Here is a 20,490-nt window from a genome sequence, read left to right as displayed (position 1 = left end):
CAATAAAATTAGAGTAATTAATGAAAGCGGTATCTTTATGGTTTAAGATGCCGTTTCGTTTTTTTAGCATTGAAATTAAATAAAATAAGTGATGAGCGACCAACAATCCGATCAAACCAACATATTTAACTTAGCCGAACAGTTTCCCAACGTCGCTGAGTTATGCAACGCGTTGTATGAACGAGAGTTACTTAGTCTTGCTACCAGCAATATCAAAGACCCCATCCTGCTGAAACGAAAGCTCAGTGGTTTGACCTACCATATTAAAAATGCCGCTGAATTTCTAATTAATGAGCCCACACCAATCGATGTCGATGTTCACAATGGCACTTGGAAGTCGAAACAAGCTAACAAATGCCCCGCAGCTAAACTTGTTGCTAATGAAAAAGAAATAGCCAAAGCAGAAACTTGGTTCAAACAGCATCATTATCATGGCGGCGTGGTTTGCGTTTACGTGAATAATTACGGCAATGAGCATATTGAGCTCGATTCAATTGATATGTTTACTAGCCCAGTAGACAAATTACACACCAATAAATTTGCTTGGTTTGCCCTCAACGGCGAATCACTCGAAGATGCAAAAAATCATGTAAGCCATCGTTTAGTGAAACCTAGTAAAGCCATTTTAAGCGCAGCTTGCAGCGGACATAAATGGAATAGCAAAGGCAAAGCGATACCAAGAGCGTTAAGTTTACGAGAATTGTTATTGTCGACGAATATTAATTGGAAGACGTTTAGGTAGTTCAAGACAGTTGAGCTGCTATACTAACTAAAGATGCTCAGTCTGCTACCCAAATAAGGAAGTAAATAATTGCGACTCATGGTTTCTGTGTTACTTAGCGCATTGCTCCTTGGCGCTTGCCTGCCTGTTCAAACACCCGATACTACCGCGACTTTACATAAGGACAATATTGAGCCTTGGTATAAAAGTGCGGAATCGTTTTTCTTAAACCCTAAGAATAATCAAAGTATGCTTGAGTTTGCAGAGCAATTGCAAACATTGGTGGCTGACCCTGGTGCCACACTTACTAAGGACTCAGCGAAACAGGCACAACAAAATCTGCCTTACACCTTCACCAATGATTCGATAGCATTGTTGGACAGCGCAAAAGCACTAAACCAAGTCCCTGCAAAAATCGATTTATTAGAAAAGAAAATACACCTTTTTTGGGCACATCAATTTGGTTTTTATGGCGATGTGTTTTTGAGTGATCGCGACCAACAACATATTGAAAAGAATTCAGAATATAAGGATTATCTGCAGTCACTGTCGAAACTAGCGAAAATGTACCCGGCTTTTGACAAAGGTAGGACAGAGATTTATGCAGCCGATAACGAAAAGAAACTGTTGGCTTTTAGCCGCATCTACAAAAATACTAGGGTGTTTATCGCCGTAAACTTGTCTTTTGAAACCCACGAAATACCATTGCCGTTTGGCTTTATGTCGTCTACCAAAGTGCTTATGTGGGAATCCGATAACATACAGCTACGAGAGTTCGTGACTCAATCGGCTATTTCGATCACACCATATACAAGCGCAATAATTATTGTTGGCGGTTAGCATGCTGCTCTCCCTTTTAACAAATAAATAATGCGTAAAACATTGTTCATTACAATCCATTTCTACTGTCGGATTTCTTTACACACAGCAAATAATCTTTCAGTCTAAATTAAATTATTCTATAAATTTCAACCGTATACCACATTGGCACAGGATGTGCTTATGATCAATTAGTGTTCAAATAAGCACAAAAAAGCTGATTAAAAAAACAAATAGCTTATTAAAAACACAAATTTAATCGACTTTTTACATCAAGGAAAATTCAAAATGAACAAAAAATCTTTTAGTGCACTAGTTACTGCGACTATTCTAGGTATGCTGCTAACAACGTCCGCTAACGCTAATTTAATTCAAAATGGTGGCTTCGAAGTAGCTCCAACTGGTCCTACACTTGGTGGTGGTAGCTTCTGGCAGTACTACTCTTCAGGTTCTATTGCAGACTGGAGCGGAAGTAATTTAGAACTTTGGACTAATAACGGTCAATATGAAGGTGAGGTTCACGCTGAGCTAAATGCTCACGCATCTACCAATACTGCATGGAGTATCTTTCAGACGTTTAGTACCATTAGCGGCCAAAGTTATGACTTGTTTTTTGCCTACAAAGCACGTAGAGGCAACAATCAAAATAGTAGTGAGGTGTTTAACGTAAGTGTTGGTGATCTAAACACGAATGTAAGTGATCACGTTACAAATTCATGGAAAACTTTCTCACAAAGTTTTAAGGCCACCAGCACTTCGACAACTCTGCGTTTTACAGCAGTGACGCCATTAACTGGTACGTTGGGGAATTTCCTTGACGACATACGCGTAACAGTTCCTGAGCCAGGCGCTCTAGCATTGTTAGGTTTAGGTCTGCTAGGTCTTGGTATAGCAAGAAAGAGAAACAAACGCGCTTAATCCGCTTTTGAAGTTAGCCCCGAAAGTTAGAGATAATTTTCGGGGCTTTTTTATGGGCAAATCAGTTAAGCGCTTTTTTGTGGCTAGGCAACTCTGTCTAGGCCAGTGACCTACTAACCTACTAACCTGCTAACCTACTAACCTACTAACCTGCTAACCTACTAACCTACTATCCTACTATCCTGCTAACCTGCTAACCTGCTAACCTACTAACCTGCTAACCTACTAACCTACTAACCTGCTAACCAACTGACTTACTGACTTACTGACCAATAAACGAGTAATCCGTTAAACTCTCTAAAAAGTTCAACAAATCCTGTTTTTCTTCATCTGTAATATCAAAGCCTTGTACAAAGGGACTCTTAAGTGGATTGTTAACGCCATCGCCCCTTCCACCCGCAGCATAAATATCGATTACCTCTGACATTGTTGCCACCGAACCGTCGTGCATAAATGGGGCTGTCAGCATGATATTGCGTAATGTTGGTGCTCTGAACTTACCTCGATGTTTTGGATTGAAGGTGATATCTGCCAATCCTTGATCGCCATTGGCATAACTGCCCTCTCCGTCGATGTCATACAGGCCGGTATTGTGAAAGGAAACTAGATCTAACTTTTGAAAAGCATGCTTACTCGACTGCGTAAAATTAAAGCCGCCATGACAATGAAAGCACTCTAGTTTTTCCGAGAAAAACAAATCCATGCCGCGAATAGCGGATGCTGACAACGCTTCATCCTCATTAAAATAGGCATAACGGTCAAAATTTGAATTAAATGACGTTAAGCTTCTTACGTAACTCGCTAGTGCTTTTACAATATGGTCAAAATTAACCTGCGTGCTGTCAAAAGCCACCTTGATGTCATCAGAATAGTCGCCCAGCCTCGCCAGTATCTCCTCCTCATTACCCGTCACGCCCATTTCTACAGGCGTTTCATTGAATAACGGTATCAAGATCTGATTTTCGACCTTGCCCAAACCATCGTGGGCCCAAGTAAAACTGCCGTTGTAAGCAACATTAACTAAGGCCATCGAATTGCGCTTTAACACCTCACCGGTAGTTCCAACAGATGTTTTTTTAGGCTCTGCAAAGGCAAAGGCTTTTATATGACAAGAGGCGCATGATTGTTGTTGATTAACCGATAAACGCGTGTCATTGAATAAACGCTCGCCCAATGCGACTTTCTCCATTGTCATCGGGTTGTCGGCAGGAATGCTAGGCGTTGGAAAACCAGCCGGTATATTCCATACATAGGGCGTTGACTTGTTTTGCGGCGAGCAGCCAGTAGTCGCCAACATTGCAGTAGTTGCCAACATTGCAGTAGTGCAAATTAACGTTAAATTAAAGAGCTTATGTAAGGGCTTATGTAAGAGCTTATGTAAGAGCTTATGTAAGAGCTTATGTAAGAGCTTATGTAAGAGCTTATTTAAGAGCTTGTGTAAAAACAGCATTACGCTTCAAATTTTCGACTAGTTCATTACAGGTAGTATTATCAATTCCTGAAAACATACAACTGGTTTTTCTGGTTAACGTCATATTTTTGATTATTTCATCAAGATGAATGCTGATATTAATATGGACCTTTTTTATAGCAGCGTTCGATTTCGCCAAGTCATTGCTTTCTGGTACATCCAAAACCTGAATGGAATTTGATGGCAACACAATATCCACCGCGGTCAAATTAGCTTGAGCACATGGTGCTCGTGGCCCGCGTACCATGGCGGCAGATACACACCCAACGCTGCCTAAATGAAACGACCATGCATCACCCGCGGCATTTTGCATATCCCAGCGAATAAATTTATAGCCATTGCGCCACGCCCAAAACATTGAAGAATCATTCAACGGCGATGCTTGAATTAAGGGATTTTGGTGATTAATAGCGAACGGGACGCCCACATTAAAAGAAAGAGACAAAGGCGTTTGGGCCTTTATAGCATCTACACCATCTATACCACCTACACCATCTATACCACCTATACCATCTATACCCTCAATACCCTCAATCACGCCCACTAATGACATATTCCCCGTCGATTGTTTACAATCTACATTATACCTAATCAAAGCAACCTGCTGGCTTTGCCAATCGTTATCGTCTAGGATTATGGACTTGCCATTGTTAACTGAAAACTGACTAAAAAACATCGCTAATTCTGATACATACCACTGAGCATTGTTTATCTTGAGGGGCTGCTCACATTGAATAGGTAGGCCTTGAAAGTGCAGTGAAAAGGTAATAGTGACCGCAGTAGAGGTTGTTGCAGCCATACTTATCTTCGCGTCAACGTTATCTTGCGATTGAGTTGGCGATTCAAGCGCAGGCGAGCAGCCGCCGATAATTATGGCACTTGAGAGTAATAACATTTTTACATTTACCAACACGTTTACATTTGCAAAAAGGCTTAAATTTTCGAATGAAGATGGTATTGAGTACAAAATAAACGGAACCAATATGAAAAGAACTTCCTTTAGTTTACGCATCTTACTTGTAATTGCCACAGGGTTTTGTGCGCCAGCAAACGCGCATACCGATCATGACAAAGCGCGCTTTGTTGCCCAAAATGGTGTTGATGCGGGTAATTGTAAAAACCGTTTTAGACCTTGTGCATCAATTGGATATGCAGCACAGCAAGCGAATAAAGGTGATGTGGTTTTAGTTGCACAGGGCAATTATGAACTAAGCAAATTTGAGGATATTTTTTATCTTATTAGCGATATTGTTCCTGCATTAGGCGGTTTTCAAACCCTAGATAACTATCAAGTACAAAACCCGCAAGCTTTTGTGACTACCTTGCAGGGTGTGCCGCAACAATATGCTGATCAACTATATCAAAAAGGCTTTAATGTTATTGTCGATACCAAAGGCAAGAATTCGGCAACCGCACTGGCATTAGATAACAGTCTTGATGCGGTCAACGCAATGTATCAGTCGCAAGCCGAAACCGCCTGCGTAGACGGTTTTGCAGGACAATTTCCGTGTAATAATATGTCTCTTTTAGCGCATATTCCGGTTAGTGATTTTCCTACCAATAGCATCAATGCTAATGATATTTGGGGCCATGTCGACCTCAATACGATGAAAGAATATGCATTGCTAGGCTTACGTCGAGGTATCGCATTAGTGGATGTTTCAGACCCCGTAAACCCGGTCATTATCAACGCAATTCAAGGTCAAAACACCACTTGGCGTGATATTAAAGTGCTTCAGTATTTCAATCCCGACGCCAACAAATGGGAAGCCTACGCTTATGCAACAGCCGACAGTACCGCTGAGGGCTTAAGCATTATAAACTTAAGCAACCCAGAAACTGGCTTAGTCTTAGTCAGCCGTGATGTAACTGATGCCTCAGCCCACAATATTTATATTTCCAATGTCGATTATGGACTCAACATTAAAGATTCAACGGCCTTACCGCAAGTCCATATATTGGGTTCAAATCAATTTGGCGGCGCAATGCGCAGCTATAGCCTGACCGATCCGGAACAACTCCAACCCACCTATATTCTTTCCGGAGCTACTCGCAGCGACTATTCACACGACGCATCATCATTTTTAGTCAATGACGAACGCGCTGAGCGTGATTGTGTTAACACCACCTCGGCCGGCTGCACTGTTCTGCTCGACTTCAATGAGCAAACATTGCGACTATGGGACCATTCCAACCTTGGAAGTGCTGTTGAGTTATCCGCCGTTAGTTATCCAGATGCAGAATACACGCATTCAGGTTGGTGGAGTGAAGACCGTCAATATGTGATTTTACATGACGAACTCGACGAACAAAGAAGAGGGTTAAATACAACGGTTCATATTTTTGATATTTCTGATTTAAACCAGCCAACGCTAGTATCTACATGGAGTGGCCCAACGCGCGCCATTGATCACAATGGCTTTGTTCGTGGCAATAAATATTACATGTCCAATTATGAGCGCGGCGTAACAATACTCGACTTATCAAACCCATTAGCACCCGCTGAACTGGGTTATTTTGATACCTTCCCATCGTCGACTAATGCTTCATTTAACGGTGTTTGGGGTGTGTATCCTTATCTGCCCTCAGGCATTATATTGGCCAGTGATATACAAGGCGGTTTGTATATTTTAAAAGATGAAACTAACAGCGACGCGAGAGACGATATTAACTTCTCATCTGCGTTATATGAAGTAACAGAAGGCGGCGTTATTGATATATCCGTCATACGCTCGGGCACAAGAGCAGTTTCAGTTGATTATAAAATCATGCGAGGCGCAGCAAATGGCAATGACTTTTTAGCCCAAGAGAGCGGCACACTCACTTGGAATGCCGGCGACTCCGTTGCGCAAACCATCAGCATTGAAGCGCTTGATGACGGCAATGGCGAAGGGCTTGAGTCACTATTTATTCGCTTGGAAAATGCATCACCGAGTGCTGAACTAGTCACGCCAAATATTGCCAAAATAGATATTCAAAGTTTAACCGGTCTCGCATCTTCAATCGTGTTGGACCAAGACACCTTGACTGTAAAAGAAACTGACAGCAGCATTACGCTAACGGTGACTCGTTCTGGCGCATCTGATCAAGTCGCAGCTGTCGGTTTACGTATTGAAAATGGCTCCGCCCAAGCGGATGCTGATGTCACGTTAGCGATCGACACGCTGGAGTGGGCTGCCGGCGAATTAGGCGGCCAAAGTTTTGCTATTACGATCGTCAATGATGATGTAAATGAGGAAAATGAAAGCTTCGCCCTTGTCTTAGACAATCCCCAAAACGTCACGATTGCAGGTTCAGACAGAGTTGCAGTAACTATTCGTGATGATGACTCAAATCAAGCGCCACAGGTAAATACTGAAACTAGTTTGAATGTGAACACCCTTCAGTCAATTACATTAACAGCCTCGGCGACTGATCCTGAGGGGCAGAGCATGACGTTTGCTTGGGCACAAACATCAGGTACAAACGTAACGTTGGCAAACGCCGATAGTTTATCAGTGAGCTTTACTGCCCCCGATATAGCTGGCAGTTTAGGCTTTACTTTCACTGCAACTGACGACTTCGGCGTTGCAACGTCAATGAGTGTTAATGTGACTGTTGAAGCGCCAGCACCCGCACCTTTGCCAGTGCCAACACCCGTCAATGCGACTAGTTCCGGTGGCGGTGCAATTTGGTTGATCAATATTTTGCTTTTATTAACCTTGGTGAGAAGAGTGAAATAACAAATTTGACCTTATTTAGAGATAAAGAGTATTAATAAACACGTTATAATACAGCTTAATCAACCCCAAAAGGCACTTCATTGAACAGCAGTACTTCAATACTCTCATGGCTATTTTCACATTTACGTCCATACACGAGCAAAGTTGTTTTTGCATTAATAGCACTGGTCGTCGGCGCCATGGCTTGGTTGGTTTTAGGCCAAGGCATTAAGTTAGTAGTTGATCAAGGCTTCGTCGCGGGTGATGAGTCGATGCTGTTCAATTCGCTTTTACTGGTGTTAGTTATCGCCTTCATTGGCAGTATTGCTACCTACTGCCGATTTTATCTGATGGTTTGGCTAGGTGAAAGGGTGTGCGCGGATATTCGCAAGGCCTTGTTTTCACATTTAGTCACCTTGTCACCAAGCTTTTTTGCTGAATCTCGCACAGGTGAGGTTATATCTCGCTTCACCAGTGATACAACACTACTGCAATCGGTGGTTGGCACCGGTGTTTCAATGGCACTGCGCTCATTTGTTATGTTTGTTGGTGCACTCGTTTTAATGGCGATCACCAGCACCACATTGACCCTTTACGTGTTTATTGCCGTGCCCATCATTTTATTACCGATAAAATTACTTGGCAAAAAAGTCAGGTATTTCGCTAAAGTAAGCCAAGACGATGTCGCCAGTATGGGCACATTAATTGACGAAAGCCTACACGAAATCCATACATTACAATCATACAATCACGAAGACCAAAGCGTTGAAAGTTTTGACGCCAGCGCAGAACAAATAATGCAAAGTGCTTCAAAGCGCATCCATTATCGCGCCCTCCTAATTGCGATGATCATGTTTATCAGCTTAAGTTCTATATTTATTGTTGCTTGGGTTGGTGCATTAGATGTTATATCTGGTGCTATTACGCCTGGTGAACTCGCGGCCTTTGTTTTCTATGCCGTACTCGCAGGGGCGTCTATTGCCACCATAAGCGAAGTGATTGGCGATCTGCAAAAAGCGGCGGGTGCCAGTGAACGTATCGTTGAATTGATGAATACGTCATCTGATATTCCGATCGGGTCAACATTTCCGGACGCCACCTTAGCGCCATTTGAGCCTATTGAAAAGCAACCGCTAAATGTCAATATCAAAGGTTTCAGAGTTAACGAGCAAGCATTAGTTGATGCCAACAAACCCATATTAACCCTGCATAATATCGGATTTAGCTATCCTAGTGTGCCTGAAAAACAAATTATTCATGAAGTCTCGTTTAGTGTCATGCCCGGCCAAAAAGTGGCGATTGTAGGCCACAGTGGTGCTGGTAAATCGACGTTATTTGATTTACTTATGCGCTTCTATGATATTGATTATGGTGAAATTTTGATTGGTGACTCAGCGCAAAAGACCATTAGCACCTACGATATCCGCCGCCAATTTGCGCTGGTACCGCAAGATGCGGTTATATTTGCCACCACGGTACTCGACAACATTCGTTTATCTAACACCACAGCCACTAAAGAAGAGGTAATTGAAGCAGCAAAACTTGCCTTCGCACATGAGTTTATTTTGGATTTTGTAGACGGTTATGAAACTCAATTAGGCGAACGTGGCGTTAAACTCTCAGGTGGTCAAAAACAGCGTATTGCCATTGCCAGAGCCATCTTGGCCAAACGCCCTATTCTATTATTAGATGAGGCAACCAGCGCATTAGATGCAAGCAGTGAAAAATACGTCAAACAAGCGTTAGATTCACTGATGACCAAAACCACCACATTGATCATTGCACACCGTTTATCCACCGTGATCAACGCCGATAATATTATTGTGTTAGAAAAAGGAAAAGTAATAGGACAAGGCAAGCATGCCGAGTTGATGGCAGCGAGTCCTGTTTATAAAGAGTTTGTTGAATTGCAGTTAAGTTAAACTATTTTTTTGAAAAAATGAAAAGTTTTGTAACAATTAAGCTACATATTAAGCGTAAAGCGAACTAAAAGATCCAGCCCAAAGTAGTAAGATAACGGACTTGCTTCAAAGAAGCATCCGCGCCTTCGACACAAAGGCACAGACTAACTAGCTTGGGATGGCATCATGTTTGTAAACTTGACACGAAAATCACTACTCGCCCTCTTTTTATCCTCGATGGTATTTGTTGCCATTGCCGAAGATGCAAAAGATGAAAAGAAAGAAGATGAAAAAGAGAAAGAAACACTTACCGAAGTATTAGACAAAAAAGATGCTTTTAAAGGCTTCGTCGATATTTACCGTGATAAAGAAGACGGTAGTGGTTTAGTTGTCTTTGATGAATCACAATTGAACAAACCGTTTTTGTACTTTGTATCCACTGTTGATGGCGCAGTCGCCGCAGGGACTTTTAGAGGCCAATTTAGAGGCTCTCGTTTAATTGAATTTCGTCGCAACTATGATCGCATAGAAGTAGTATCAAAAACCCCACGCTTCTACTTTGACCCAGAAAAAGCCATCAGCCGAGCTGCTGAAGCGAATATTAGTGAAGCTATTTTACTGTCAACTAAAATAGAGCACGAAGAAGACGGTAAAATCGCTATTTCTTTAGGCGAATTATTCGCAAATGAAGACTTGCACAAAGTTTCCCAAACGCCTTCAGACGACCCCAAAGTAGAAAAACGTCGATTTAAGCCAGGTAAACTCTCAGAGGACAAAACCTCTATTAGCGAGATCAAGAACTTCCCTGAAAATACCCACGTGGTTGTCCGCTACGTTTACGAGAATAGCGATCCTAAAGTAGACGGCGGTAATGAGGTTTCTGACTCACGTTATACCACCTTGCAAATTCAACATGCCTTTATTAAAGCGCCTGAGAACGACTTTCAGCCACGCCGTGACGACCCAAGAATAGGTTACTTTTCGCAACAGTTTGATGATCTAACCTCTGACCAAACGGCAAACTATCGTGATGTGATCAACCGTTGGGACTTGCAAAAGAAAAATCCGGGTGCTGAGTTATCAGACCCCGTTCAACCCATTGTTTGGTGGATTGAAAACACGACCCCAGTCGAATGGCGTGACACCATTAAAAACGCAACACTGGCGTGGAACACCTCGTTCGAAAAGGCCGGTATAAGCAATGCTATTGAAGTCAAAATTCAAGCTGACGATGCCGACTGGAGCTCGGATGACGTGCGTTACAACGTGCTGCGTTGGACTTCTTCACCGCGTCCCCCATTTGGTGGCTACGGTCCAAGCATTGCGCATCCATTGACGGGTCAAATCATTGGTTCTGACATTATGCTGGAATACAGCTTTATGAAAGGCCGTTGGATTGCGGGTGAAATGTTCACCGATGGTTACGCTTCATTGAATGACGGTTTACAAGGCGATGAGCGCATGAACTGTTCACTAGGCCATGCACTAAACCTTGGCATGATGTTTGGTCAATATGCTGGCATGGCAGATGGTATGGGCAAAATTGAAGAAGAAAAATTACTTCGTCAATCCATGGCATATCTTATCCTGCATGAAGTCGGTCATACATTAGGCTTGAACCACAACATGATGGCGTCGCAACTGCATGGTCATGATGAAGCGCATGATGCTTCGGTTACTCAGGGCATACTTGCTGGTTCAGTTATGGATTATCCATCAGTTAACTATGCGCCAGTAGGCAGAGAACAAGGCGACTTCTACACTGAAAAGCCAGGTCCATATGATGATTGGGCTATTTTGTATGGTTACTCAGAAGCCCTCGCCGATCCAACTGCTGAAGAAAAGCGTCTTAGCACTATTTTAAGTCGCTCTGCAGAGCCACAATTAGCCTTTGGTAATGACGCTGACGATATGCGTGCAGTTGGCCGTCATGTCGACCCTCGTATCAATATTTTTGATATGTCAGGTGAGGCTGTTGATTACGCGCAAGACCGCTTTGAATTAATCAAGCATATGGCCGGTAAACTAAAAGAAAAAACATTGGTTGATGGTCGTTCACATAACGACTTAACGGTTGGCGTAAATGTATTGTTTGGTGAATTTGCGCGCCAAGCTTCAGTGGTATCGCGCTATATTGGTGGTGTTTATGTAAACCGCGCTTTTGTGGGTCAAGCGGGTTATACACAGCCATTAACGCCGGTCCCAGAAGCCGAGCAACAAAATGCGATGGATACGCTAAGCGCGTTTGTTTTTGCACCTGATGCGATTGATGAAATGGCCCCCTTATTTGCTTATATTCAGCGCCAACGTCGCGGTTTCAGTGGTTGGGGAAGAGACGAGTCACCTCGCCTACATGACATGTTGCTAGGCGCTCAAAAGAACGTACTTGATCATGTGATGCACCCAAATGTATTGATCCGCCTGACTGACACCACCTTATATGGCAATACGTTTACCGCTGAGAAAATGCTGGCCAATTTAACTGACTCTATGTTCAAAGCTGACATCAAAGGTGATGTGAACTCATACCGTCGTAACCTGCAGGTTGAATACGTAGAGCGTTTGATTGCAATGTCGGGTTTAGAGGACAAGAGTAAGTACGACAACTTTGCTCAAGCTTCTTCTATGTATCAGCTTGGCAGAGTAGCCGATATGGTTAACAAGTCACGCGGTGATCAGGCCACTAAAATCCATAAGGCGTTCTTAAAGGACCGTATTGAGCGGGCTTTTTATAAGGGTTAAGCCCCTTTTAAATTTGCTGATTGCGCTCTTTTTGATTTATATTGGTATTCAAATCGAAAATTGGGAACAAGAACTTGAAACATAGTTTTTTTACGGGTGCGTTGTTGTTACTGCTCTGGATGCTTCTAGTTATGGTTATGGCTATGTCTATGGTTATGAGCTCTGGGGCTGCGTATGCACAGTCTTCGAACCAGTCGATAATGAAGACGTCAACAGCTCACTCTCTTGCTCCCCCAGTAATTACTGCTTCTGGCTTATACATACGTGAAAATCATTTCTTTAATGCGGTGGTCGATGCGCTGCATTAAGCTTGAGGGTCTTATCCTGTTATTCGGTTATAATAGATGATACTCGTCAGGCGGTTAAGGCAAACATTGATTGACGTTTATTTACCTTTCAAATTTTACTATTAACTTAGCTCCGCCTAGTTTTTCCGATTCACCAATACTGACCTCAGCTCTATGCCAAGCGGCTATTCTTGCCACTATAGCCAAACCCATTCCATAACCCGTTTGCTCAGCGGTATTTTGCCCTCTGGTGAAGGGACTGAATAATTCAATACGTTTTTCAGGAACTATCCCCGGACCGTCATCACAAATAGTTAAATACACAAATCCATCGATATTTTGTGTGCTGACAAGGATATTTTGTTTGGCGTATTGCTGCGCATTATTAAGTAGATTATTAATTAACATACTTAAAAAATGAATATCGCCCTTGATGATTGGCTGTTTGGCTTGAAGGCTAAAATCGGTATTTTTGAGCTTACTAGTATGCATTGACTGATTAAAATGAATACATTCTTCGACTAGTGAATTCAAATTCACCGGTATACGCGCCACGCTAACCATGCTTTGTTCCAGCCGAGCGTAGTTGAGTAACACTGCGACAAGCTTTTCCATTTCAGCAATGTCACTGTTTAGATGCTGAATATATTTTTCTTTAGCTTCAGGCTTATTGGTTTCACTTAAGGCTTCAATACCAAAACGCAGTCTGGCCAGCGGCGTGCGTAGATCGTGCGACACCGCATTACTTAATAATTTATTGTCTTCTATTAAGGTTTCAATCTTTATTGCCATACGATTAAATTCATTTTCAATATCAACAATATAAGAGGTAGAAGAAATATGAATACGTTTAGAAAAGTCACCTTCTCCAAAGGTTTTAGCGGTTATTCTAAGCAGTCGTAATCGTTTTATTAAGGGATAAAGCCATATAAATACACACAATAAAATGCCCGCATAAAACACGGTGGTCAAGGCAACTTGTAATCCTAAGTTGTCTTCTTGCTTGCTTTGTTGATAGATGCTCAGGCTTAACACTTTTTGCTGTAAGGGCAAAAGCTGGTTCACGGTAATGACATTCTCTGATTCGAGAACCAGTGGTTCGCCTTTATAGAAATTATCTCGAAGACTCGCTGGTAAGGGAAACTCTGCTAGCGGGATAAGCTCGAGTTTCTGCTGGTTGTGCTTTTGCCATGTGGTGACAAATTGTTCAAGTTTGTCACTTTTATCTAAGGTATTAGCCAGTGGCGTTATGATTTCTCTGTAGGCACTAAATTCATCAGCGCCTTTTTGTTCTTGATATTCATTAAAAAACGTATCCAAACCCCATCCTAAAAAAATGATGGCAGTGAGTATGGCAACGACGAGCGAAAGTGTAAGTTTTTTCATTGATCACCGAAACGTGAAAATTCAATAGACGCTACGACCATGAATCTGCCACTAACAAATATCCTTTTCCCCAAATAGTTTTTATTCGATATGGGTTGTTTGCATCATCGCCGAGTTTCTTGCGCAGCCTAGAGATAGTAATGTCGACGCTGCGGTCAAAACCATCGTAATCAATACCACGGAGTTGGTGCACAAGTTCGGTACGATTCACCACCTGACCTGCTGATTTAGCTAAATGCCACAGCACATCAAATTCGTTGGACGAAATGGCAACTGACTTTCCGTTTAACTTTGTCGTGCGCGACAGAGCATCTATATGAAACTGTCCAAATTGTATGTGATTTTCGCTGACGCTTACATTATCGTTTGAGGTATTTGAGCGCCGTAACAAGGCTTTTATTCGGGATAACAATACGCGGGGTTTGACGGGTTTAGTCACGTAGTCATCGGCGCCTAATTCAAGGCCTAATACTTCATCCATTTCTTGATCGCGTGCAGTCATCATTAAGATCGGTCCGTGATAGAAGCCGCGAGCTTCTCGGCACACATCGAAGCCGTCTTTTACTGGTAGCATAATATCTAACACTACTAGGTCAGGATTATCTGTTTTTATCAATTCAACTGCGACATCACCACGGTTTACTAAAGTGACCATATAACCGTGTTCAGTCAGATAGTCGCTGAACCATTCGGCCAGAGACATATCATCTTCGACCAACATAATATGTTGGCGCTCAATCTCTTCAATCAAAATAATTTCCAACTGGCTTTTGGGCGCTTAGAGGATTGAAACACCCAAGACACGGTAATAGTGATTGTGGAGAGATTAATCTGTTCATCTTTTTTGCGTATTCCATAAGTTAAACTAGTATCAGACTGAAAATCAAAATTAACTTCGCCCGTGTTTACTTGTGACCAACATTTTATATTGTTCAGGCTGGATAACTCCACCAGGCAGTAATTTCCCATTTCTGCCTGATGCCATTTAATGATGACCTCTTGGTAGCAAACTTGACCTTGCCGTAAGGCGACGCAGCGTAAAGGAATACCGACCAGTTCACTGTCTTTTACATTATTACCTTGGGCATGCGTACTGCCCGTAAATAAGCAGACAGTGACACACAAACTAAAAGATAATATTGGTAAGTATTTCTGATAGGTGAGTTTCATCGTCTGGATACTCAACTAGAAAACGTAATTAATGCTGGTACTGATACCAGAGTCAAAGTTTCTTCTTTTCTCAAACAAGGTGCTATCATTTTGTCCAAAGTTTGAACTAACACTAATATCCGCGCGGTAAATCCAGTTTTCACTCAGTGGGTAAGTCACTCCTACAGACGAGCTGAAGTGTATTGATGCTTTACCATCGTAGCTTTCGATACCGGTTACTACCGACTCTTCTTCCGACACTCCTAGGTAATAATCATTGAACTTAGAATCTGATATATTTAAGCCTATCAAGCCGTGGAAGTTCCAATTCCTGTATTGCCAATTACGTCCTAACAAGGCCGTGGCAACTGTACCATCACTGATGCCTCTGACATCACGTTTGAGTGATACTTGTAGAATGTTTTTTCCAAAATATCCGGTTAAACGTGCGCCCACCATAGTGCTACTTTGTCTTTTCATGATACCGATAAAACGATCGTCTGTGTCTTCAGATACTCCGCCTTCGGTCGTGCCTAACACCAAGTCAAAAGACCACTTATCACTGTTGTGAAGATTATATCCTATGACCAGAGGTTCGGCTGTTTCTGAGCCTAAATCAATGAAGAACCCATTCCAGTTATAACTAGAACTTAGGTTAATGAATAAGCCAAGGCCTTTGGCTTTCTCGTCAATCAAAGATGAACCAATGCCAAGCGACGCACCCAAGCCGATCTCTATAAAATTATCGGGATCATTATTATCTTGGGTGTTGGCACGCAATGTGTGGGCAATATCTGCTGAATGAGTAAAGGATGAAAACGCGACTAACACTATCGCAACCAGCGATAGTTTAGTTATGGGGGAATACAACATGTTAACTTCCATAATTCTGAACACCCATAGAGTATATGTTTAACTAAATACTAGATACGTATCAAGATACAGCGTCTTTAACAAAACAAAGTGTAGCATAAGATCATTCAATGTGAGTGATAACTGCCAAGCTTCAACTATATAATTTAATTATATTTGCTTTAAATAAACTCATTATTGCTGCTGCATAATCCACGCCTCGGCTTTTTCCAAGCCTAAATCAATACCTTGTTCACGTTGTTCTAAGGTAAAAAATGCCTGTTCAATATCCACCGGTACTCCCACGCCTTCAAACTCTTCATTGTCTGGTGTGAGGTAAAATTCATTCGACAAACTAAATTCAGTGCCATGGGGTAGTACTTTATCAAGTCCATCAGAGAAACCACCGGCAGTTGCTTCGCCTACTAACGTGGTATTTGCTCGTTGACGCATGCTCATGGCAAAAGTTTCAGCCGCACTAGAGGTGGATGCACTCGTCATCACTGCTACAGGTCCAAGAAACTGTCTACTACCTTGGGAGCCAATGATAACTTGTTGCAGGGGCGTGCGACTGTCACCCAGCCTCGCCTGTTTACTGTACACATGTAAAAATTTATCAATGAAGCGGCTGACGATCATCGTACTCGCAAAATCATCTCCGCCAAGATTGTATCGCACATCAATAATGACGCCGTCTACATCAGCAAAGTATTCCATCACCTCATCCAAGGTCTCAGCCAACAGCGCTTTATTTTGTTCCACGCTATTATCGCTATCTCCAATTTCATTTAAGTCCATAGTGTCCACATTTAGATAACCAATATTATTCTCAAATGTTGCCCAAAACAGAGTTTCGTTGTCATCCGTTTCAATATCCGAGTCAATCACAAAATGGCTGCCAATGGCTTCACGATATTGCTGTTCAGCATTTTCAAAGTAAATCTCAAAGGCCTCTTCTTGCTCCGGCTCAAAGGGTAATTCAACTTGCTGGGTAAACATAAAGTCTTGTAGCGCTATGTCGTATAGATTGTCTTTTCTGTGCACCGAAAATTGGATATCTAATTCTTCGTTGTTCACATCCACATGAAAATCTTGTAAGGGCTCCACCATTTGAGTCAATATATCAACTAATTCAGCTTCAGTGGTCTGAGGGCTAATTTGGTTATTAGCTAATTGAAAGACTTCGTCCCAATCTACATCTTCAATGTCAAAAAATGCATAGTATTGACTAAAGGTTTGCCAAAATATTTCAAAATCTTGCTGCGCATCGAATTGATAATTGGCTTCGCCTTTGTTTGCTGTTAAGTCGTTTACACAAAGATCGGGCAAGCTATTTTGTTTGTGCATCACGATGCCAGGATTTTTGACACCGGTAAAAGTGTTAACAATAGAGTTGTTATCATTACTGACCTGCATACTGCTTTTTAATTTATCATGCGCCATGTCAAATTCAATTCTTTGGCAAGACACGGAGGTAAGCTGATATAACTGATGGCTGTCGGCTTGCATATCTAGCACTTGCCCGTAGGCGGGTGCTTGCCAAATTCCAACTAATGGATCAGCACTGGTAGCTGGGATATCCGGTGTATTATTATCATCTTTACAGCCACTTAGGATCAAACTAAGTGTGATGCATGAGAACCAGGTTAATTTTGCAAATTGCGAATGTCGCATGGGTATATTCCTGTAATTTTAGGTGTTTTTTTGTTTTCTAAATGCCCCCGAATTGTTCGAGGTATCATTTAGAAAAGTAGTAAGTGACGTTAATGAAAAAGGGCTATATTTTGCTTAGCATCTTAAAATTCGTAGGTAATACTTGAACTAATACCCGTATAAAAGTCTCTCTTTTCGCTAAACAAAGGGCTGTCATTATATCCAAAATCTGAGCCTACATGAGCCGCTGCTCGAAACTCCCAACTTTCTGAAATAGGGTAAGTAACACCGACTGATGAATTAAAGTGTACTGAGACTTTGCCATCGTATGCTGCAAAGTTAGTTTGGTTTGATTCTTCGTTTGATACACCTAAGTAATAATCGTTGAACTTAGCATCCGCCACAGTTAGCCCTGCTAAGCTCTGAAAATTCCAGTCATTAACTTGCCAATTGCGCCCTAACAATGCTGATGCAACCGTACCTTTACTTCGGCCTCTGACATCATGCTTAATGGATACCTGCAAAATATTTTTTCCAAAATATCCAGTTAAGCGTCCGCCCAACATAGTGCTACTTTGTCTTTTTATGATACCGATAAAACGATCGTCGGTGTCTTTAGATAGACCCCCTTCGGTCACGCCTAATATTAAGTCAAAAGACCAGTTATCACTTTTGTACGCGTTATATCCTATGACCAATGGTTCGGACGTTTCCATCCCGACATCGATGAAAAAATCATTCCAGTTGTAACTTCCACTGAAGCTAATGCCCAAATCAGATCCTTTGCCATCGTCGTCAGTGAAAGATGAGCCAACTTCAAGTTCTGCATTTACGCCTATCTCAAAGAAATTTTCAGGAACGCTATTGTTATCTGCATTGCTGCGCAATTCGCGTGCAATATCTGCGGAGTGAGTAAATGGTGAAAAAGCGACTGACAACATCGCAACAAGTGATAATTTTTTTATGTGTGAAGACTGCATGTTTACTTCCTAGTTAGTTGAATACCCATGCAGTATATTTTTCATTAAACACAAAAAACGTATCAAGATGCAGCGTTTGTAACAATGTGTAGCCTCACTTACGAAGGCTATTTTTTGATTGTTGATAATGTAGACGTGGGGGGACTTACCTTTTGGTTAATTTCTTGGCCTGTTGCCAAAAACACCAAGAAACGCTTGCCAATCATCCTGATTAAATACGTCAAACTCGCGGCTACTCATTGCGGTGTCTTTATAGCGTATTCGCGTTTCGCCTATGTTTCTAATTTCAGGTTCGCCGTTTACAAAAAACAATGATTGGGGTTTTGAACGCAGGTTATCTACTACAAATACGGAGTTATTGAAGCTAGCAGTCAAACTATCTATGGAGTTGTGACCTACGACTATTCGTTTAATATCAAAATGTGCTTTCGTTTGTTGAATTAATTCAGCGTTTGCTAATGGATATTCATCTCCGGCTTGCACATATCCTCGATATTGAGTGGGCGATTCATTACCATGCATTAATGTAAATTCATCATCAACTACATCGTCTTTTGTTGCATAAGCTTTTAAGACCCTAATATGCATGTTGTTAATCTCTGTTAATGATAAACCAGCGGCGAGTAAGGTCGGACTGATGCCCCCGTGAGTAAACAAAATATCACCTAATTTGAGGACAACGGGCTGAGCGAGTAGCCACTTCCCTAAAATTGTTTTTTCACTGTAGACGTCAGCATAACCTAAGGGCGAAACAGCTGCTAAGCCGGCGTGGGTTTTGCTTATTTGTGATGCAGCCCACAGGTGCTCTGTTTCGACACTTTTTATTTGGCTTACAAATGCATATTGTTCATGGTTACCAATTAGCATATGCACACGCCCGCCAGCATCAAATGCTTGTTGCTGCAGATGATACAAATGCCACAATAAGTCAAATACTTGTCGCCCTCTATCCACGCTATCGCCTGCGATGACTAAGTGACCATCGCCAAAAGCCCAGTTACCATTTTCATCGGTCACACCGGCTAAGCGCGCCCATTCATTAAAAAATGCGGCATCACCCTCTAAGTCACTTATTACCGCAATGTCATTAGGCATAGCATATTCTGCCTTGGCGAAGGTTTCAGATAACAATGCAGTGTGCAATTGATAAGAGTAGGAACGGTCTTGGCATTCAATTGAGAATGCAGGTTTACTGGTTTTGACTTGTACTTCGCTTGCGCAAATCCAATGCGCTACATATTCGTTGTTATCAACATAAACGATAGGTCCTTGTAAAGAAGCTAAGTTGGGATTTTCTGCATGTATTGAAAAATTAGCTCGCCATTTTATCCCGCCTCCGTCAAAACCAATGGGAAGAAGAATAGAATGATAAATATCGCCCGATGTTTTTATTACCGTTGACTTCGAAAACCAAATAGCCGTCGAAAAGGCGATAAAAATAATGATGCTAAAAAGTAAAATTAGAATTTTTTTCATATAATGTCCGTATCTTTTTGCAAACCACACATGTGCTCGCTTGCAATTCCCAAGGTAAAGAGCGAATTCAATGCAAACAGACTACATCGAATTAAGTTAACGAGAGCTTAACTTATTATCACTTGGTTCCTATTGTCGTCCAAATCTACGCTGAACTGGGCATAATAGGATGGGCATTAATAAAAACCATATCTCGACCCTGTGGCGACGAGATAGCCTTCCTCTATCGTGCACGTGGCAGTCAACTAAAGTAACCGCCATGAAGGCGCAGCATGTGGGCATAAAAAACCGAGGCGTCATCAAATTAGGTGCTTTTGCTGACCTCGTATTATTTGACGCTAACGCGGTTATTGACCAGGCAACTGTGGAAAACGTGATGCGATTATCAGGAGGGAACTCCTCAAGCCTATAAGTATATCTGCGCCAATGATCAT

General features: G+C 41.9%; 17 protein-coding genes. 8 read left to right on the top strand and 9 right to left on the bottom strand.

Features of this window, described 5'->3' with window-relative positions; translation table 11 throughout:
- The first annotated feature begins 91 nt into the window (after positions 1-91).
- From G399_RS0113240 to G399_RS0113230, 3 genes are all read left to right on the top strand, one after another.
- Entirely contained in the window at positions 92-742 is a 651-nt protein-coding gene (locus G399_RS0113240; protein ID WP_006013237.1) for a hypothetical protein, read from the top strand.
- A gap of 69 nt (positions 743-811) precedes the next feature.
- On the top strand, positions 812-1,561 hold the full coding sequence (locus tag G399_RS0113235) for a hypothetical protein (protein WP_006013235.1): 750 nt from the start codon (positions 812-814) through the stop codon (positions 1,559-1,561).
- 267 nt (positions 1,562-1,828) lie between these two features.
- The gene (locus tag G399_RS0113230) at positions 1,829-2,458 is read left to right on the top strand and encodes a DUF642 domain-containing protein (protein ID WP_006013232.1); all 630 of its coding nucleotides are present in this window, start codon (positions 1,829-1,831) and stop codon (positions 2,456-2,458) included.
- A gap of 262 nt (positions 2,459-2,720) precedes the next feature.
- Here G399_RS0113230 and G399_RS0113225 read toward each other — a convergent pair whose 3' ends face one another.
- Positions 2,721-3,773 carry an MbnH family di-heme enzyme gene (locus G399_RS0113225; RefSeq protein WP_148277443.1) on the bottom strand — a complete coding sequence of 351 codons (1,053 nt, stop codon included), beginning with the start codon at positions 3,771-3,773 and terminating at the stop codon, positions 2,721-2,723.
- 106 nt (positions 3,774-3,879) lie between these two features.
- Positions 3,880-4,824 carry an MbnP family copper-binding protein gene (locus G399_RS0113220; RefSeq protein ID WP_226988998.1) on the bottom strand — a complete coding sequence of 315 codons (945 nt, stop codon included), beginning with the start codon at positions 4,822-4,824 and terminating at the stop codon, positions 3,880-3,882.
- Between the two features lie 88 nt (positions 4,825-4,912).
- Here G399_RS0113220 and G399_RS0113215 point away from each other — a divergent pair, with 88 nt between their 5' ends.
- The 4 genes from G399_RS0113215 (at position 4,913) to G399_RS0113200 (ending at position 12,581) form a co-directional block, all read left to right on the top strand.
- Positions 4,913-7,651: a choice-of-anchor B family protein gene (locus G399_RS0113215; protein ID WP_006013226.1), complete on the top strand. Its 2,739-nt coding sequence runs from the start codon at positions 4,913-4,915 to the stop codon at positions 7,649-7,651.
- Between the two features lie 80 nt (positions 7,652-7,731).
- On the top strand, positions 7,732-9,552 hold the full coding sequence (locus G399_RS0113210) for an ABC transporter transmembrane domain-containing protein (protein WP_026843726.1): 1,821 nt from the start codon (positions 7,732-7,734) through the stop codon (positions 9,550-9,552).
- A gap of 165 nt (positions 9,553-9,717) precedes the next feature.
- On the top strand, positions 9,718-12,273 hold the full coding sequence (locus G399_RS0113205) for a zinc-dependent metalloprotease (protein WP_006013217.1): 2,556 nt from the start codon (positions 9,718-9,720) through the stop codon (positions 12,271-12,273).
- Between the two features lie 74 nt (positions 12,274-12,347).
- A complete protein-coding gene (locus G399_RS0113200) occupies positions 12,348-12,581 on the top strand; it encodes a hypothetical protein (protein ID WP_026843725.1) in 234 nt (77 codons plus the stop codon).
- Between the two features lie 81 nt (positions 12,582-12,662).
- On the opposite strand, the gene G399_RS0113195 is transcribed toward G399_RS0113200, so the two are convergent.
- From G399_RS0113195 to G399_RS0113165, 7 genes are all read right to left on the bottom strand, one after another.
- Complete coding sequence (locus tag G399_RS0113195) at positions 12,663-13,946, bottom strand: ATP-binding protein (protein ID WP_006013213.1); 1,284 nt, start codon at positions 13,944-13,946, stop codon at positions 12,663-12,665.
- A 31-nt stretch (positions 13,947-13,977) separates the two neighbouring features.
- The gene (locus tag G399_RS0113190; RefSeq protein ID WP_193362917.1) at positions 13,978-14,667 is read right to left on the bottom strand and encodes a response regulator; all 690 of its coding nucleotides are present in this window, start codon (positions 14,665-14,667) and stop codon (positions 13,978-13,980) included.
- Between the two features lie 26 nt (positions 14,668-14,693).
- Positions 14,694-15,116: a DUF3019 domain-containing protein gene (locus G399_RS0113185; protein ID WP_006013209.1), complete on the bottom strand. Its 423-nt coding sequence runs from the start codon at positions 15,114-15,116 to the stop codon at positions 14,694-14,696.
- Between the two features lie 15 nt (positions 15,117-15,131).
- Entirely contained in the window at positions 15,132-15,968 is an 837-nt protein-coding gene (locus tag G399_RS0113180; RefSeq protein WP_026843724.1) for a MipA/OmpV family protein, read from the bottom strand.
- Positions 15,969-16,142: 174 nt separating this feature from the next.
- Positions 16,143-17,621, bottom strand: coding sequence for a S41 family peptidase (locus tag G399_RS0113175; RefSeq protein WP_006013205.1), 1,479 nt, complete (start codon positions 17,619-17,621; stop codon positions 16,143-16,145).
- 122 nt (positions 17,622-17,743) lie between these two features.
- Positions 17,744-18,580, bottom strand: coding sequence for a MipA/OmpV family protein (locus tag G399_RS0113170; protein ID WP_006013202.1), 837 nt, complete (start codon positions 18,578-18,580; stop codon positions 17,744-17,746).
- Positions 18,581-18,736: 156 nt separating this feature from the next.
- Positions 18,737-20,056 (bottom strand): metallophosphoesterase, encoded by a 1,320-nt coding sequence (locus tag G399_RS0113165; RefSeq protein ID WP_006013200.1) that lies wholly within the window; start codon positions 20,054-20,056, stop codon positions 18,737-18,739.
- Between the two features lie 259 nt (positions 20,057-20,315).
- Between G399_RS0113165 and G399_RS22370 the strand changes: the two genes are divergently transcribed.
- Positions 20,316-20,468: a hypothetical protein gene (locus G399_RS22370; RefSeq protein ID WP_154658922.1), complete on the top strand. Its 153-nt coding sequence runs from the start codon at positions 20,316-20,318 to the stop codon at positions 20,466-20,468.
- Positions 20,469-20,490: the final 22 nt, after the last annotated feature.

The sequence above is a fragment of the Brumicola pallidula DSM 14239 = ACAM 615 genome (assembly GCF_000428905.1).
GTDB lineage: Bacteria > Pseudomonadota > Gammaproteobacteria > Enterobacterales > Alteromonadaceae > Glaciecola > Glaciecola pallidula.
Note: the sequence above shows the minus strand (reverse complement) of the source record. Positions and strands in the feature narration are given on the sequence as shown.